Source organism: Sorangium sp. So ce302, from assembly GCF_051530145.1.
Lineage (GTDB): Bacteria > Myxococcota_A > Polyangia > Polyangiales > Polyangiaceae > Sorangium > Sorangium cellulosum_B.
This window is the reverse complement of record NZ_CP150326.1, coordinates 9,504,927-9,521,693: the sequence shown is the minus strand read 5'-3', so window position 1 is coordinate 9,521,693 and position 16,767 is coordinate 9,504,927. Positions and strand designations below refer to the sequence as shown.

At 64.1% G+C, this 16,767-nt stretch carries 14 protein-coding genes; 6 read left to right on the top strand and 8 right to left on the bottom strand.

Annotated elements, in window-relative coordinates; genetic code table 11:
• Positions 1-173: 173 nt before the first annotated feature.
• The 5 genes from WME73_RS36035 to WME73_RS36015 form a co-directional block, all read right to left on the bottom strand.
• Complete coding sequence (locus tag WME73_RS36035; RefSeq protein ID WP_437917529.1) at positions 174-1,970, bottom strand: hypothetical protein; 1,797 nt, start codon at positions 1,968-1,970, stop codon at positions 174-176.
• Positions 1,945-2,391: a class I SAM-dependent DNA methyltransferase gene (locus WME73_RS36030; protein ID WP_437917473.1), complete on the bottom strand. Its 447-nt coding sequence runs from the start codon at positions 2,389-2,391 to the stop codon at positions 1,945-1,947. Before WME73_RS36030 ends, WME73_RS36035 begins: the two co-directional genes overlap by 26 nt.
• A 513-nt stretch (positions 2,392-2,904) precedes the next feature.
• Complete coding sequence (locus WME73_RS36025) at positions 2,905-5,472, bottom strand: diguanylate cyclase (RefSeq protein ID WP_437912477.1); 2,568 nt, start codon at positions 5,470-5,472, stop codon at positions 2,905-2,907.
• Entirely contained in the window at positions 5,465-6,409 is a 945-nt protein-coding gene (locus WME73_RS36020) for an HAD family hydrolase (protein WP_437912476.1), read from the bottom strand. Before WME73_RS36020 ends, WME73_RS36025 begins: the two co-directional genes overlap by 8 nt.
• Positions 6,402-7,400, bottom strand: a complete 999-nt coding sequence (locus WME73_RS36015; protein ID WP_437912475.1) for a DNA adenine methylase — start codon at positions 7,398-7,400, stop codon at positions 6,402-6,404. Before WME73_RS36015 ends, WME73_RS36020 begins: the two co-directional genes overlap by 8 nt.
• Before the next feature lie 1,052 nt (positions 7,401-8,452).
• Between WME73_RS36015 and WME73_RS36010 the strand changes: the two genes are divergently transcribed.
• The 5 genes from WME73_RS36010 (at position 8,453) to WME73_RS35990 (ending at position 12,871) form a co-directional block, all read left to right on the top strand.
• The gene (locus tag WME73_RS36010; RefSeq protein WP_437912474.1) at positions 8,453-9,361 is read left to right on the top strand and encodes a pirin family protein; all 909 of its coding nucleotides are present in this window, start codon (positions 8,453-8,455) and stop codon (positions 9,359-9,361) included.
• A gap of 96 nt (positions 9,362-9,457) precedes the next feature.
• Complete coding sequence (locus WME73_RS36005; RefSeq protein WP_437740869.1) at positions 9,458-9,853, top strand: GFA family protein; 396 nt, start codon at positions 9,458-9,460, stop codon at positions 9,851-9,853.
• Between the two features lie 104 nt (positions 9,854-9,957).
• Complete coding sequence (locus WME73_RS36000; RefSeq protein WP_437524485.1) at positions 9,958-10,332, top strand: BlaI/MecI/CopY family transcriptional regulator; 375 nt, start codon at positions 9,958-9,960, stop codon at positions 10,330-10,332.
• Entirely contained in the window at positions 10,329-11,759 is a 1,431-nt protein-coding gene (locus WME73_RS35995; RefSeq protein ID WP_437912473.1) for a M56 family metallopeptidase, read from the top strand. The genes WME73_RS36000 and WME73_RS35995 overlap by 4 nt, the downstream gene beginning before the upstream one ends.
• A gap of 44 nt (positions 11,760-11,803) precedes the next feature.
• Positions 11,804-12,871, top strand: coding sequence for a hypothetical protein (locus WME73_RS35990; RefSeq protein ID WP_437912472.1), 1,068 nt, complete (start codon positions 11,804-11,806; stop codon positions 12,869-12,871).
• Positions 12,872-12,936: 65 nt separating this feature from the next.
• On the opposite strand, the gene WME73_RS35985 is transcribed toward WME73_RS35990, so the two are convergent.
• The 3 genes from WME73_RS35985 to WME73_RS35975 form a co-directional block, all read right to left on the bottom strand.
• Positions 12,937-13,467, bottom strand: coding sequence for a hypothetical protein (locus WME73_RS35985; protein WP_437740866.1), 531 nt, complete (start codon positions 13,465-13,467; stop codon positions 12,937-12,939).
• A 628-nt stretch (positions 13,468-14,095) separates the two neighbouring features.
• The gene (locus WME73_RS35980) at positions 14,096-14,779 is read right to left on the bottom strand and encodes a hypothetical protein (protein ID WP_437740865.1); all 684 of its coding nucleotides are present in this window, start codon (positions 14,777-14,779) and stop codon (positions 14,096-14,098) included.
• Positions 14,780-14,886: 107 nt separating this feature from the next.
• The gene (locus WME73_RS35975; RefSeq protein ID WP_437912471.1) at positions 14,887-15,483 is read right to left on the bottom strand and encodes a hypothetical protein; all 597 of its coding nucleotides are present in this window, start codon (positions 15,481-15,483) and stop codon (positions 14,887-14,889) included.
• A 581-nt stretch (positions 15,484-16,064) separates the two neighbouring features.
• Between WME73_RS35975 and WME73_RS35970 the strand changes: the two genes are divergently transcribed.
• Positions 16,065-16,760 carry a hypothetical protein gene (locus WME73_RS35970; RefSeq protein WP_437740863.1) on the top strand — a complete coding sequence of 232 codons (696 nt, stop codon included), beginning with the start codon at positions 16,065-16,067 and terminating at the stop codon, positions 16,758-16,760.
• The last annotated feature ends 7 nt before the right edge of the window (positions 16,761-16,767 follow it).

The window sequence follows — 16,767 nt, the reverse complement described above, 5'->3', positions numbered from 1 at the left end:
ACCATGATGGCCATTGCGAGCTGCCCTGCGGCGCGCGTCCGAGCGATGGCCATCGCTCTGCTTGACCGCAACCGCGCACGCCCGCGATGGCCATCAAGCAGCTTGCTCGGCGGACCATCAGCCAGCCTGAGCGTCAACAGGGCGCTACAATGTCCTATCCGCATCCGCCCATTTCATGCCTTGCGCGCCGAACCAAACATCAGAAGGTACTCGACAACCTCCTTCGCACGACGGCCGCCTTGCGCCTTGTGCGAGTACGCCGCCGCAACCGACCTAACCGATACTCCAGTCGAACCAACAACCTGACTTATGACGGCGTCGATCCGTGGAACACCGGAACTCGCACAACTCCACGCGCACGTATACCCCTGTTGGACCACCGTCGAGATAATCGTCGCCAACGTGCGCTCGAATCGTTCTCTTGATCGAGTAAAAAACTCCGACGCAAAACGATCGCCGGCTCGCTTACTCGGAACCCGACCGACACCATCCGATGACGGATAGTTGTATGTTACGGCAGTTTCCAAAAGATGGTAGTATCGACTATACTCATCACGTGTATAAGGCGCATCTACATAGACCGCGACCGGCTGATTGCGCAGCTCTCGTTGTGCCCATTTAAGAGCATTTGACCATGGGCCCTCGACTGGCTCAATTGGGTACCTGCACCCCTCGCTCGCCTCCGCAAGACTCAAGAGGCGCATCTCAAATTCATGAAATACGGACCTTCCTCTGGTATCAAGTATACGATGTAGGTTGGCTACCGAAATGTCCTCAGCGCACCTGATCGGCGGCTGTGCAAAGTGCGCGGCATAGGTGGTACCTAGAGCGCTCAGTGTAGCTACCAGTGCGCCTAGCGCAAATGTCCTGTCCTGGTGTTCGGCGACTGACTCTATTGCAAACCTGAGGCTGTCGACCTCGACACACTGGCGAAGCCCGAAGTATACATTTGCGAAATAGGCCGCAAACAAGAGGTACGGGGTTTCGCGCGCCCCGGCCTTACGCCGGTGCACTTCCGATGATGGATTCCACGATCCCATGGTTGCGCACGACGGATACACCGGAACCGCACGAACAAACTCGCGGTATCTTCTTACGGCATCCTCGTCGATGTTGCCGTGCATGATGTCATCTTCGATCGTCATCAACTCCCCGAGGAGCGGGCGCAAGGTGACAACGTGCTCGCGGGCCGCTGGCATGATCCGGCTCAACAATGCCCTTGCGCGCGCCACAGTCATCCCGCCTCCCTGAACGGTCGCCAGGTGAATCGAGAATGCCTGGGCGTCCGATGCGATCGTCCTCCATGTCGATGCAAACGCCCCTGACGCTGCACCCGAGCCACACATCAGATCGAAAACTACCCCATCTGGGGGCAGAATACCGGCCAGCGCCTCAACCAAGAATCCCGCCAACGCTCGTTTCGACCCCATGTAATAAGCCGAATTCGCAAACGTGCTCGCCCGTTGTCCGGAGATGATGTTGGCCCGCTCAACCTGCTCAATCGAATGCTCTAAGGCTACCCTTGAGGACGTCAGTAGTCTGCTTGCCCCAATGTAGTTGATCAGCTTTTCCTTGTCTCCCAGTTTGACGGCTGCGACAGTGCGCAGCAGATTGCGAATTGCAGGTGAGAACGCGTGCGGCAGTTCCTCCGGATTACGGAGCAGCTCAACCGTCGTTCCGGGAAGTACGGGAAACGAAGAAAGCGCACCACGAGAGAATAGATCCGCCTGAAAAACCACCGCACGCGGATCTTCAAGGGCCGCGTCGATGCATGCCATCACCTCCAAGAGATCGTCTTGGAGCACCACCTCTGCATCGGCCGCAGTATAGCGCGGCAGCACACCCATGTGGACCAGCTCTAGAAGAAGCCCACTCACCTCGTGCGGCACCCCGCCCCGCGCTAGCGACTCCTCCACGGCCGCAAGCGGCAGGAACGGCGCCCCTTCAGTTTCTTTTGGCAAACGCGACATACGGGCCATGACTCACACAGTCTGAAGACACGGAGTGCCGCAATGATGTGCCGCCCAAACCACCAAGAAGCGCCGACACTTCGGCGTGATTCACCCCCTTATGACAGTTACCCATGAATATCCCATCTGGAGACAAGTGCTCCCAGGCAGACCGGACTACGTCAAGGGAGGCCAGCAGATGCAGCAGATAGGATGCGATCGCCGCCGCGTATTCTTGATGCCGATTCGCAAAGGCCCTCGAGCTTATGACCTGCATCCCACGAGCACGCGCAATGCGCCTCATGGACGGACAGGGGTCGACGCCGACGATGTCGAACCCCAGTTCTCGCGCAACGACCAATGACACGCCGGTTCCACAGCCTAGGTCAACGATCGTCCTAGTCGCACTACGCGGCAAGTTGTCTCTGATCACGTTCAGCATGAATCGAACGTTACTAATGTTTCGGTCACGATCAATTAGACGATCGTAGCTCGCCGCTATAGCATCAAAGAATAGCGTTATCAATCGCTCCTTCTGTCGCGGTTCATGCAGGCTGGGCAAATAGAACCTGTCAAGATAGCGCTGGCTTGGAACGCCGCACATCAACGTGCTAAGCCGCTGCGCGGCAGCATCGCTCTCGACTTGAACAAATATGAGGCCGTGTCGATAAACGAAAACACACCGAGCTTCGATAAGGCATCGGGCAGCTCCCGGCGTATCGTCAGCGAGTACGAACCAGATTTCTGCGCCCGACAGGGCTTCGGTCAAGCTCACGCGACGCTCCGGCCACCTGAGAATTGGGGTGCCTCCATAGAAGCCGAAGCGCGGACACCCCACCCGAAGCCATAACAATCAGGATGAAGTTCGACTCGCAAATGCCAGAAACACCATCGCATGTCAGCTGCAGCTTGAGCGAATCGCGCCAACTGTAAAGAAGTCAAGTCTATGGCATCCTTAGATGCTCGCATCATCGACAATCTGCCGGGCAATATTCTGGCCATATTGATCCATAAACATGTGCAAGCTATGCGCGAGGTACGACACCTCCCCGATTTCAATTGTTCTGCCGGGTCGATGTGACACTCGTTGCTGCACCAGATTGGTAACGTATTCCGCGAACCTAACCGACCCGTAAATGCTGTATGGGAACCCTACGAGCGCCTCAACGGTTCGCCAAGAGAAGCTGTATGACAACCGAACACCGCCCGCGACGAGGCGCGGAACAATCCGCACAGATACGAGTCCCAGAGGAGCAATGTCTTCCCCGCTCGGTGGAATTTCATGAGGAATGACCAATATTGCGCGCCGCGTGGTAGCCTGGCGAAGCGGATCGGAGAGCACCTTCGCCACATGTGCGACCACAGCTTCAAGTTGTCTGGTTTCACGAAGCTTTTTCGCGAAGAGGCCGTCCTGCTCACAGAACTCGCTTCGAAAATACTGGTCGAGCGAGGCGCTTTCCGCCTCGTAGAATGCAGGAATCATGTCTTGAGTCGGCTGAGTCAAATGAACCCGAAAATCAATCAGCTCGCTCAAAAGCGAACCCGACTGATCGCGGACATTCGCACCCGTCCCGGCTTTTCGCGCAATCTCGACGACGAGAGGGTACGCTTCAGCAATTGTGCGAACTCGACAACCGTCAAATGTCGTCAACTCCATGCCCTTGGTTTCCAACTCGCGCCGCAAGTAGCGCGAATGAGACCGAGACGTCGGTTGACTCGAAGTCCGAACATGGATGGGAGCCATGAGGTGATCGACAAGATGCACCACGAGTTGCTCTTCCGTATCCATGTGAAAAAAATTGCCAGCGATTCTCTTCGACGCTATCCCGATGTCTTTCAGAGACATGCCCGTCTTGTATGCAATTTGCTCGGCGTTGGTTGGCCAGTTCTCAGCATCTCGTAGCTTTGCGATCGTCTGTGCACCCGATGTCGCATTGCCCAATGCGTATACAATGACATCATTCTCGTTGGTGGCGACGTGAGCGACAAGGCGAGCCACGGTTGCTTCCCAGAAATCGGGGAGGCCGCCGCCACGGTTCGGGCGATCGTCAAGTACAACCGTCTCCGCGAAGAGGGCTTCTGGTAGCCGAATCCGTTCGTGACCGATCCGTACCAACAGCGCCCGCCTGGTGCGCGCCTTATCACTCGCTTCATCAGACCTAGAAGCGAATCCACCCAAGCGGAGCGTGCGGTCCTCGTCGAGCTCATCAGGCGTGGGCAGCGCAAAAAGCGGCCGCCGGTCAGGTGCGATTTGCAGTAACCACTCCGTGCCGGTAGAAACAACAAGCAGTTCCGTGGAGCTATCCGGGCGGATCCCTCGCTGGTAGATTCCACGGTACAGCCCATGCGCGATGGCCAACAGGCAGTCAAGCTGAGAGAAGCTCGGGGCAAGGCTGCCCACAGCGCCGGAGGGTTGCGCGGCGCAGAGGAGGGACGCATCAAATTGAGGCCCGATCCATTGCAGCAACTCGGTGATCGGACCATCCAATTCGGCGGCGTCCATCCTATCGTCCGCCACCGAGTCAGCGGCCCGCTCCGAAATTAGGTTCAGCCATGGGCTCAAAAACGGCCGCTTTGACGCGATGTTGGACTTCAGCAGTGCAACTGCGATACTTTCGTTATGCTGCTCCCGGCGCGGACACGTCGGCACATTGGTCTCACACCATACGCGTGCACGCCCACGCTGCTTTCCCTGGTTCGGACCAGAACGCGGTTTTAACGCACGCTCGGCCTGAGACTCTAATTCGCCATACGACGGTACGGTATCGCCCCGTCGGAGTGGGGCAATTCCCATCGATATTCCGACGCGTGCCGGTTCGATGCGAAACTCGTAAGCGTTAACGGCCGACATCACGCGTCGTGCGAGAAGCAGGCCGTCCTCGATACTATTTGCAGGAAAAAGTAGGGAGAACTCATCGCCGCTTCGATGCAGAACAACGGCATCTGCACGCGCGCTACGGTCTAGCTCCGCGCCAAACTCGAGGATCACCCGGTCGCCAGTTTCTTCGCCGTGGTGATCATTTACGAGCTTAAACTGATCCAGATCGGCAAAGAAGACGCATACGATTTCTCCTTCGTCCAGTAGACTCGAAATCGATTCGCTGGCGAGTTTGTTAACAGCCTCGTACTGAAACGACACAAGCCGTGACTTGGAGTCTCGGAACGACCCCTTCCAGTACGCCTTCACCAACTCGATGACTGCCGATGTGACTTCATCGGAAAAATTCACATCATGCGACGGCGTCCTTTTCCACCAGAAAGACAGCCGGGCAAACGTCGCAAACGAGTCCATGTCGCGCACGGTCTTGACATCGCTCGCAGGGCCGCTGCCGCTGGTTCCAACCTGAACCTCTTCGAATGGAGGCTTGCGGACGATCTGACACACTGCTGCCTCGAATGGCGAATCGGGCGCTGAAATGAGCCTTTGAAAGTCTGTCGCGAAGGTTCGTTCGGTCAACAGTCGGTGCTCGTAGGAGCGCACGACCGCATGAAGAACATCGAGCCAGGATCTATCATCAGCCATGTCTGTTGCCCCGCTCGGAGAAGAACCGCTTTGCGTGCCTAATCGTTTTCAAAACTTCGACGACGCCCTTGGCTACGCCATAGTGACAGATGAAGCCAGCGGCCGAGCGCGCAGCCGGTGATGCTGTGGCGACAGCGACGCCAATCTTAGCCCAGCGAAGCATCTCGACATCGTTATCATTGTCGCCGATCGCCAATGTATGTTCGCGAGCAATGTGCAGTCTATTAGCAACATGCCCGAGTGCCATCGCTTTGTTACTGCCATCAGGACGGATCTCGATTAGCCGCGGTCCGCTTTGAGTTGGCGAAATGCCGCGAATGTCACGGAGATGCAGGAGAAGCTCGGCGCCATGCGTACCTAGCGTTGAGATGTCGATCAAGATCGCTGAGGGCGCTGCCGAGTCCGGTACCGACCCGTAATTTGTCCGCCACTGGACGTCCATCCCGTTGAATTCTGGCGGAACTGCACTGCCGGAGGACCATCCTAAAACGAGTTCTTTTACCTGTGACAAGCCCAGCGGCTGTGCCTCGGTGCCCGTATAAATGTAGGCAAACACGCTTGCACGATAGCGCTCTGCAAGGGTCAATACATGACCCAGTGCTTCATTCGGAATTGAGCGATGTAGCAGGGTGGTGTCGCGATTGTGGGTGACGACAACACTCCCGTTATAGAGCACCAAGGGCGTAGCTGGAGGAAGGCCGAGGGGGGCAACCACGGGGAGCACGCCCGCGAGTGTCCTTCCGGTCGCGATAATCAGGGTAACACCGTGCCGCGGTTGGCTCAACGTCCGCTGGAGCTTTGCGATGCTCCTGAAGACGTCGGCGGTTTGGGTGGAAACCACGGTACCATCAATGTCTACCGCAACAAGTTGCACGTCCGCGAATTGCCGGAGGCTTTCGACGTTGTCCGAGTCCCAGCGCGGCAATAAGTCAGCCATGGTGTACCAGATACACCGCATGTGGCGTCTCCCGCGCGCCACACTTGGTAGTGTACCCCTTGCTGATGAGCGTACGTCGCTGCACGCGGCCGTACTCGCGGAGCAGACTCATGAGGTCCAGCGGATGAATGATTCCATCATCGGCATAATGCATCACAAGAAGCTTAAACTTTGCTCCGTCGAGTGTATCCCTTAGTGCATCGAAGGCCACTCCCGGCTTATTGAAGTCGGAGGGTGACGGAAGCTTATTCGGAATCCCGGAAGAGCCATGGATCGCGGGGCTTGCGTCCGCCGCAATCGTTTCAGGAAGATGGTAGTAGTGTGCGTGCGATCGCTGGTTGTAAGGGGGATCCAGGTACAAGACATCAAAATGTGATTTTCGAACCAGGATGCGTGCATCCTCAAGCGAACTCTTGCATTTTGCATGACCCGACGTCGGTGGAATGAGCGAGAATTCGAACGGCGATTTGGCTTTTCTATGCCATTCCTTGAGATAGGCGTAGTACGTGCCCGCCGTATTGGCGACTCGGTCCATCGAGTCGATGAGCGATGCGACGAGCACCGCATGTTCAGCACTGGTGATCCACCCGCGGCGGCGCCATGCTCTGATCAACCTCCGGCACCCGTCGATGCGGCGCGCGTTTTGAGGGTGAAAGAATTGACGGCGAACCGCATACTCGTAGGCAAACCAGCCGTCGGACGAAGGTGCGCGGTTGAGCGTCGCAACGACGTCCGCTACGCGGTCGAGTCGCAGTTTCTTGCGCAGTGTGTTGAATCGGGGTCGATGTTCTAGCTGAACGCGTGCAATCTGGAAGTAGTGTGCGAATCTAAGAATGTCTCCGGTCCAAACCGCGTAGCCCTTGGACTTGAAGAAGGATCCAATAACGCCAATCCCTCCGAACGGGTCACAGAATGAACCCGATGGAATCTCACGCGCGATTAGCTCGTAGAGTCGCTCCACAGTCGATCCCTTGGAGCCGAAGTATCTCATCGAACGCCATTCCAGTACAATCGCAGGATAGAGGGTTGCCGAATGTGGGCCAGATCGCAACCGTGCCGAGTCTGGATATTCTCCTCGCGTAAACTGTAGCGATCTGCAGTCATTGCGGATGCGCTCCTTGAAAGATCCGACCTATCGTCGACACTTGTGCGAACGGCTACGACCGTATTATGGGTAGCTTGCATTGTATCGGCGCTCACATGGCGCGGGCGGGGCGCGCGCGTAAAGCTTAACGCGGTTCTCATGCTTGGGGTCAAACTTTAGTCCTTCGGCGCTGCGCATCCGTGCACCTGTACGCTCCATGTGTTCAGCCCAGCTTGCGTGCCGCAGATGCAAGGACGATCCGCCGGCGCCCGTTGGTATGTGCCATGCGCCGTTCAAATAGCCGATCCTGATTCGGGAATACTAGCAATTCCAAGGGCTTGAACGTGAAGCTTGCAGGTCGGCCTCTCCGTACGCTCGTGGGCGCTTGGTGAAGGAATCCACCACGAGGGGGAGAGGCCGATGGGGACAACGTTCTTCGGCTTCGTTCCCGTAACAAGCGGGTACTGCGGGAAAGAGCCCGTACGGCGCGGGATGGAGCCCACCGAATCCGCTGCTTGATGCTGCTGAGGTTGGATGCCGGAGGGACGCCGGCATGCATCGCGCAAGAACTCTTGGTCGCCCGCTCGACGAACAGCCGGGTCCGCTTGCGTTTCCTCGCCGAAGACTCGATGGGCCTCCGTAACCATCGCGCCAACAACGGCCAGCGGAAGGTCTATCCAGCGCACCGGCGGCGCCTGGAGCAGTTGCTCGACGGTGCCCGCGTGACTTCGGCTGGGCACGGCCGACGTGGATGCGCGAATTATTCGTTGCCCAAGAACTTCCCCGGTTCCGCGCTCACGGCAGGCCCCCGGCGGCTTGGCACCACCTCACACGCAGCCACACAAACACCTGGGCGACGCGCCGCTACACATCCGGAGCGCCTCCTGGGCTAGGGTAGCGATCCCTGGACCGAGGCGACGCCCCGCGCACCCCCGCCCAGCGCTGCGAAGGAGCCCCCGATGAGCCGTTACGCCGACCATGAACCCGCCTGCGTGGACTCGTCCGCGAACGCGATCGAGCTCGTCATCGACGCGCGCGCCCGCGATCTGGGCGGCTTCTCCGTGCGGCGCGTGCTGCCGTCGGTCCGCCGCCGGCTCGTCGGCCCGTTCGTCTTCTTCGACCACATGGGCCCTGCGCGCTTCGCCGTGGGGCAGGGCATCTCGGTGCGCCCGCACCCGCACATCGGGCTCGCGACGCTGACGTACCTGTTCGAGGGGGAGATCCTCCACCGCGACAGCCTCGGCACGGCGCAGCCGATCCGGCCGGGCGACGTCAACTGGATGGTCGCCGGGCGCGGCATCGTCCACTCCGAGCGCGGCGACCTGGCGCACGAGGCGCACCTCCACGGCGTCCAGTGCTGGCTCGCGCTGCCGATGGAGCACGAGGAGGACGCGCCCCGCTTCGAGCACCACCCGGCGGCGACGATCCCCGTCGTCACCCGGGAAGGCGCCGTACTGCGCGTGATCGCGGGGGAGGCCTACCGCGCGCGCTCGCCGGTCGGCGTCCTGTCGCCGACGCTCTACGTCCACGCGGAGCTCGACCCGGGCGCGACGCTCCCGCTGCCCGAGGAGCACGCGGCGCGCGCGGCCTACGTGATCGACGGGTCGGTCGGCTGCGAGGGCCAGCGCTTCGGCGAGGGGACGATGCTCGTGTTCCGCGCGGGAGCGCAGCCGGAGCTCCGCGCGCTCTCGCAGAGCCGCGTGATGCTCCTCGGCGGCGCCGCGCTCGACGGCGACCGCCACATCCTGTGGAACTTCGTCTCGAGCTCGCCGGAGCGCATCGAGCGCGCGAAGCAGGACTGGAAGGCAGGGCTCTTTCCCAAGGTGCCGGGCGACGACATCGAGTTCATCCCGTTCCCCGACGGGTGAGGGGGCGCGAGGTTCAGAGCGGCGCTCCCAGGCGCCGCGTTCGAGGGAGCCGGAGCGGCGCTCTCAGGCGCCGCGTTCGAGGGAGATCAACGGGCCATGTTGAACGGAGCTTGTTATTGCGGTGCCGTGCGCTTCGAGGTCGACGACGCGTTCGGCTACGCCTTCTACTGCCATTGCTCGAGGTGCCGGAGGCGCACCGGCGCCGCCTGCGCCGCCATCGGCGGGATCGAGATCGACAGGCTCCGCGTCACCGCGGGGCGGGAGCACCTGCTCCGGGTCGGCGAGTCCGAGGACGGGTACCGCTGCGTCTGCCAGCAATGCTTCTCGCCCGTGTACGACGTCGTCCGCGAGCAGCGGTTCGCGCACGTGCAGCTCGGCACGCTCGACGGCGCGCCGGCGAAGGGGCCCGATCACCACATCCACGTCGGCTCGAAGGCGCCCTGGCATCAGATCACGGACGCCTTCCCCCAGTTCGAGGAGCTGCCGACGTAAAGCGCGGCCCGACCGGGCCCGGGATCCCGGCGGCCTCCGCCCCGGAGCTCACGCGACTACATTTGTAGTTGACGGACGGCCGCCCATGAACGACACTTGTCGTCGTGGGAACCGAAGCGCTGACCGATCTGCAGCTCGCGGTGATGAAGGCCCTCTGGGCCGTCGGGGAAGGCACCGTCGGGGACGTCGTCTCGGCGATGGCGGAGGACGGGCGGGAGCTCGCTCCCACGACGGTGGCGACCTTGCTGCAGCGGCTCAGCCAGCAGGGGTGGGTGGAGCGCAAGAGGTCTGGCAGGCAGTTCGTGTACCGCGCGTCGGTCGACCAGAAGGAGGCGGCCAGGGGCGTGCTCCACCGCGTGCTGCGCTCGTTCTTCGGCGGCAGGGCGTCGGCCCTCACCGCGCAGCTCCTCGAGTCGGAGCAGCTCAGCCCTGAAGAGCTCGAGGAGATGCAGCGGCTGATCAAGGAGAAAGGCGCGTGATCCTGGCGCTCCACCTGCTCGCGGGGCCGGGCGCCTGGCCCGGCATGGCCGCCCTCTGGCTGGCGCTGCTGCTCACCTCTTCGATCCACGCCGCGGTGTGGACCGGGGCGGCGGCGCTCCTGGCTCGACGGAGATCCCTCTCGTCCTCCACGCGGCACCTGCTCTGGAAGATGGCGCTGTTCGGTCCGCTCGCGACACTGCTGCTCGCGGCGGCGATGTCATGGGGCTTCGAGCGCGCGCCCGGGGACACGGCATCTCCTGGAGAGATCGCCGTCCTGTCGATCGAGGACGCCCCCGCGCCGGCGGTCCTCGATGCCGCGCCGGACGCCGGCGGCTCGACCAGGGAGAGCGCCGGCGCCGGATCGCCGGCGTGGCGCGCCGGGGGAAGCCAGGGGTGGAACCTGCTCGCCGCGTGCACGGCCGGAGCGGCCGCGCTGGGGCTGCTGCGGTTCGCCTCGTCGGCGCTGCTGCTGTGGCGTGGGCTCCGCGGGCGCAGGGAGGTGCAGGACGCGCGGCTGCTCCAGCGGCTCGAGCGGCTGCGCGCCCGGATCGGGCTGCGCCGGGTCGCGCTGACGGAGAGCGCCGGTGTCGGCAGCCCGCTCGTCATCGGAGCCTCCGAGATCTGCGTCCCGCTGGCGAGGCTCGCCGCCCTCACCGACGCCGAGGTCGACGCCGTGTTCGCGCACGAGCTGGCGCACATCGAGCGCCGCGACGGGCTGTGGTTTCCGGCCGCTGGCCTCGTGCAGTCGGTCCTGTGGGCGCATCCTCTCGTCCACTGGGCGTCGTCCCGCTTCCGCCAGACAGCGGAGCTCGCCTGCGATGATCGCGCCGTCGAGCTCACGGGGGATCCTCTCGGTCTGGCGCGCGCGCTGGTCCAGGTCGCGTCGGGCGCGTCGCTCGCCCCGCGGCGCGCGCTGGTCCCGGCCATGGCGCGCTCGGCGGGCGCGCTCCTTCCGCGCGTCAGGCGCCTCCTGGATGCGGGGAGCCGGGCGCGATCCACGCCGCGCCCTCGGGGCCGGCGGCGGGCCATCGCCAGCCTCGCCGCGGCCGGCGTGGCGGCTGCGGGCCTGAGCGTCCAGGTGGCGCGCGCGCGGCCGCCGCTGCTCGCGTCAGGCGCGGGCGGCGCGCTCGCGCGGGATCGTGGCGCTGCCCTCGACGCGACGGCATCGCCGCCCGACGCGGCCGCGGCGAGCGAGCAGATGGTCGAGCTCGCGCGCCGTGAGCAGGAGATCGAGGCGCGGCTCGAGGAAGCGCTGCTCCTCCCCGACGCGCAGCGCGAGGACACCCAGGCTGCCGTGCTCGTGCTCGAGCTGCGCCAGGAGCTGAGGCACGCGCGCGCCGCGAAGGCCTGGATCGAAGAGCGATTCGTCGACGAATGGACGACGTGGGAGAGGCGCCCGCGGGCGTCCGGCAGCGCGCCTCGGTAGCGCGCTCCGCACACCGCACGGGCCTGTCCAGAACAGGAGCTGACATGTCGATCATGAAGAGGACGCCGAGCGCGTGGCGCACGGCTGCGCGCTCGGCGCGTGCGGGGTTGACCGCCCGGGCTCTGTGCGCGGTCGCGACGATGGGGCTGACGGCCGCCGGCTGCGCGCGCGCGGAGGTCGTCACCCTGGAGCGCACGGGACAGCCCATCACCGTCCACAGGCCAGCGCTGTATCCGGAGACGATCGAATTCGACGGCAGCCGAGGCAAATTCCTCGTGAGCTCGTTCAGGGAGGGCGCGATCTACGCGGTGGACGGCGATGGCGGCGTCTCCCGTGTCGTCGACGACCCACGCCTCTGCTCGGTGCTCGGCATCGCCGTGGACGTCGAGCGGGGGCGGCTCTGGGCGGTGAGCTCCGATCTCGGCGCGAGCATCAAGCCATCTGCCGCGGGGCCGAAGAACCTGGCCGCCGTCGGGGTCTACGATCTCTCCACGGGCAAGGCCATCCACTACGTGGATCTCGCGCCGCTGTCCCCCGGCGCTCACCTCGTGAACGGCATCGCCCTGGACTCGGCCGGCAACGCCTACGTGACCGACAGCTTCTCGCCGACCATCTACAAGGTCGATCCGCAGGGAAACGCGGCCGTCTTCCTGCGGGACGAGCAATTCGCCGGCGATGGGATCAACCTCAACGGGGTGGTCGTCCACCCCGATGGCTATTTGCTGGTGGTCAAGAAGAGTGATGGCAGCTTGTTCAAGGTGCCGCTCGCGAACCCCTCGCGGTTCGCCAGGGTCGATGTCGCCGAGCGGTTCGTGGGCGGCGACGGGCTGACCCTGGTGGGGAAAAAAGATCTCGTGGTCGTCGCGAACCAGGCCGCTGGCGTCGCGTCGAACGCCGCGTTCTCGCTGTCGAGCGAGGACGGCTGGAGCACCGCGAGGTTGCGCGCGGTCCAGCGGCTCGGCGACGTCTATCCGACGACCGGCGTGCTCCGGGACGGAAAGCTCTATGTCATCTACAGCAAGCTGAACGAGCTCATCCAGTCGTCACCGGAGCAGCGAGAGCGGCTGCGGGTGGAGGCGACGATCCAGCAGATCGGCAGCGCAGCGCTGTAGCCGCGGCGCGCCTCGCGGCCGGATCGAGGCGGGCAGGGTCCTGCGGGGCGCGCCTTGCGGCGGCGTCAGGGCTGGTCTTCGCCCTGGCCCTGGCCTTCGTCGGTGTTGCCGAGATCGGGGCATTTCTGCGCGATGAGGTCACACGCCGCGACGGGGGCCTCGAGCGCGCTCGTCGTGGAATCGCAGCTGAGCGCTCGGACCTTCTCGGCGTTCGCCAGCATGCACGCCTCGTACTCGGCCACCGTCGCGGTGCAGCCGACGCGCGCCTCGGCCGGCGGCAGACAGCTCGCCGTGGCCGCCTCGTCCGCTCGCGCCGGCGGCTGCTGGCCCTCGGCCAGGCACTTGTCCCTGACGACGGTGCACGCCTGCCCGACCGTGGACCACAGGAGCCCGACGAACTCGCAGGTATCCTGCCTGGTGAGCACGAGGTTCGGCGTGAGCGACTGGCACGTGGTGCCTTCGTCCGCGGTCGTCAGGTCCTTGAGCTGCTTGCTGCTCAGCGCGGCGGGGATCGGAGCGGCCGCCACGTCCTTGCCGCCCCAGAGGACGAGCGACAGGAAGGCCGAGAGTGCTCCGAGTCGAATCAGTCGATTCATTCGTTCTCTCCCTTGTACGAGCGGCCGGCTCCGGCCGCGGACGGGCTCGGAGCAACCGACGTACCCGCACCCGCGTTGTGCACGACGGGGCCGCGCGTGTCTCCGTCGCCGCCCGCGGCGCGACGATCGAGGACCAAGCGCTCGTGGGTCTTCCAGCCTTCCCTCCTTCGCGGCCGCGCGCTCTGGCGAGATCCCATCCAATCCACCCTGGCCGCCTGTCCTTCGGTGTGGGTGCGCGCGCGCTCGCCGGCGCGGGCAGGATGGGTACAGGGCCGCTCGCCCTGCCATGGCGGCGGCGGGCTTACAGGGGACGGCGCTCTGGCGCTCGGACGAAGCGGGGCGGACGACGTGAAGTCGAGCCATCCGGCGCAAGGACGCCAGGGAGAGAAAATCCTGGCTCTCCTGGCGTCCCGGTGAACTCCTGGTACTGACGAATCATCTCATTGGGTCGGCATTGTAGCGGAATATGGAACAGGGAAGCGGAGAGACAGGGAGTTTTAAAAAAATTACTCCCCGTCTCCCCGTCTCCCCGTCTCCCTGTGAATATTCCCGGAAGATTCGAGGGGGATGCTTCAGCTCCCGGCACGCGCTGCCGCGCCGGAGCGAAGGGCGGCCGGGGGAGGGGCCTTCAGAAGAGGTCCCGCTCTCCGCCCGGATACACGAAGGAGCTGCGGGGCGAGTACCACGAGGCGCTCTTCACCACCTGGATCGGGCTCCCGGGCCGCAGCGCGTACACCGGGTGATCCTTCGCGAGGAACTCGACGGCGAGGAGCTCGTACGGGTCGGCCATGTCCGCGATATAGGGGTAGTTGCCGGCGACGAGCCGTCCGTCGACCTTCGTCACGTAGGCGAGGTGCCCGCGCGCGACCACGCCGATCTTGTTGCCGACGAGCGCCGTGGTCCGGATGATGGGCACGCCGTCGACCGAGGTGGTCGCCACGAGCTCTCTGCCGTGCAGCTCGAGCGTCGTCGCCCCGGGCGACGCCGGCACGCCGCGCTCGCGCACGTACCGGCGCACCGTCTCGGAGGAGTTGACGTAGTGCGTGAAGAACCGGGCCGGGCTCGCGCCGTCGGGCGTCGTGTGATCCGCGAGATCCAGCCCCAGGTAGGTGAGCGAATAGGCGCCGAAGCCGGAGGTCTGCTCCGGTTTGTCGACCACGTACTGGTTCATGTAGATGGCCTTGTTCTCCGCCGGCCTGATCCCGTCCGGCAAGAGCGCCGCGGCGGCGGCCGGATCCGCTGGGACCCAGCTCGAATAGAGCATACGGCTGTCGATGACCATCTGCGGCGCGGCGAGCTTCGACTCCGACATGGTGCTTTCCTTCTCCCCCCGGGAGACGAGCAGTATCACAACTCGGCGCCCCGCGACGCACGAGGCGCCGGGCCGACCCCGCGGCGAGCGCCGCAGCGCCCGGGCCGCTACTGGACGAGCGAGCAGACGTAGAACCGCTTGTTGTCGCAGTAGTCGCCGCTGCACTCCACCGCCGTGATGAACCGGTTCGTGCCGAAGTGTACGTACCACTCCTCCTCCGACAGCCAGTCCGACCAGGAGCAGCTCGTGAGGCGCCCAACCGCAGGTTTGGTGCACTCGAGCGAGATCTCGTCGCAGTGGCTGTCCGCGCAATCGATGCCCGTCACGATGCCCTTGTTCCCGCGGCCACCGAAGCAGTAGCGCACGTTGTCGCCGAGCTCGAACGCCTCGCAGCTGCCGCCGCTCGGGCCGTCCGAGCACACCAGCTCGCCGAGATCGCTGTCCCCCTCCTCGGAGAAGTAGCTCGTCCAGTACCTGGTGGAGATGTCCAGAGAGCTCCAGGAGGGCAATCCATTGCAGTGCAGCGCGACCTCGTCGCAGTAATCCCCCCAGCATGCGAAGCCGGTGGCGGCCTCGGGGCCGGGACAGTAGGCGGGGGCGTCTTCTTCCGAAACGTAGCCGGTCCAGCCAGCCTGGGCGGGAGAGGCCGCCGCGATCGACGCGAGCGCAACACAGCCTCCGAACAGCACGGCGATCTTGTTCATGACAGCAAGGCTCCTTTCTCTGTCGTGTCGGCAGGGCGTCGTCGGGCGGGCATCGGCCGGAGGATTCCGGCCAGACGTGCGTGGGTCGGGAACCTCCACGCGGCCTCGCCGTCTGCGTTCGAGCGCCTGCTGGCGACGTCGAATAGCAACCGATGCGCCACGCGCCGCGGGCGCGCCGGGCGCCGGCGTTCACGGGGGTGCAGGAGGAAATGCGCGCGGCGCGCGGCCAGCAGCTTGAGCCAGCGTTGCGCGACTCGAGCGTCATCGGCCCGAGCTGGTTCGTTCGGATGGTGGGGAGGTAATTTTGCGTCGAAGCTGTACGGCGAACAATCGACATCGACCCGTGCCCAAACCGGGACCCCTGCGGTCTCTCCAGGTCGAAGGGGCCAGCGAAGGCGGGTCCCCCTCTGGGGCGCCGCGCTGCACCGAACGGCAGGCGCCCCGCCGTGCATCCAGGAGAGCTCCGTCGGCGGCGCGACTGCACCACGGCGCTGACGGCGCGCGCGGCGTGCGGCGTCCTCTCGCGGATGGCTGGTTTGCTCGTTCACCGTTGCTCGTTGTTTTTTTCAAGGAGAAATGTCATGAACTTTCGTTCGATGCTCTCTTGTGCTCTTCCGCTCCTGCTCGCCGCGTGCGGCGACCCCCAGGTGGGCTCCGAGTATCCGGGCGAGGCTCTGCTGACGGTCGAGGGGACGATCGTCAATGAGCTCGACGTCGCGCCTGCGGGGCCGGTCGACGCCGTGCTGGTCTGGAACACCCAGGGCGATGTCGAAAACTACCCCGTCCAGACCGCGGTGACCGGGAGCTTTCCCGCGAGCTTCACGCTGTCGATCCATGCGCCCCCGCAGGAGAGCGCGCTCAACGATTTCAGCGAGTTCGGCCTCGTGGACACCCGGGTCGGCATCGCCACCGTCGAAGCGGCGCTCGACGAGGCCTCGGCCGGGGAGGGCACCTCGCTCGGCGTCGACGAGGATCATGTGATCGTGTACGTCGAGAGCGAGATGGCCGAAGGCGGCTTCTGGTCGAACCTCTTCGGAGGACAGCTCTCCCCCGGATTCCATGTCATGGATGTGGTCAGCCGCGAAGGCGACGTGGACGCAGAGCTGCAAGCGGCCTTCGACGCCTGCGACGCCGCGGCGACGACGGAGGCGGAGCACAACGCCTGCGCCGGCTATGACGTGAAGGTCAAGATCCGTCCCTCCGCCGGCGGGTCGAGCACGTCGCTCACCGTCCGGATGGCGCCCTCCGCGGATTTGACGTACCCCGACTGGCACTGATCGTGGT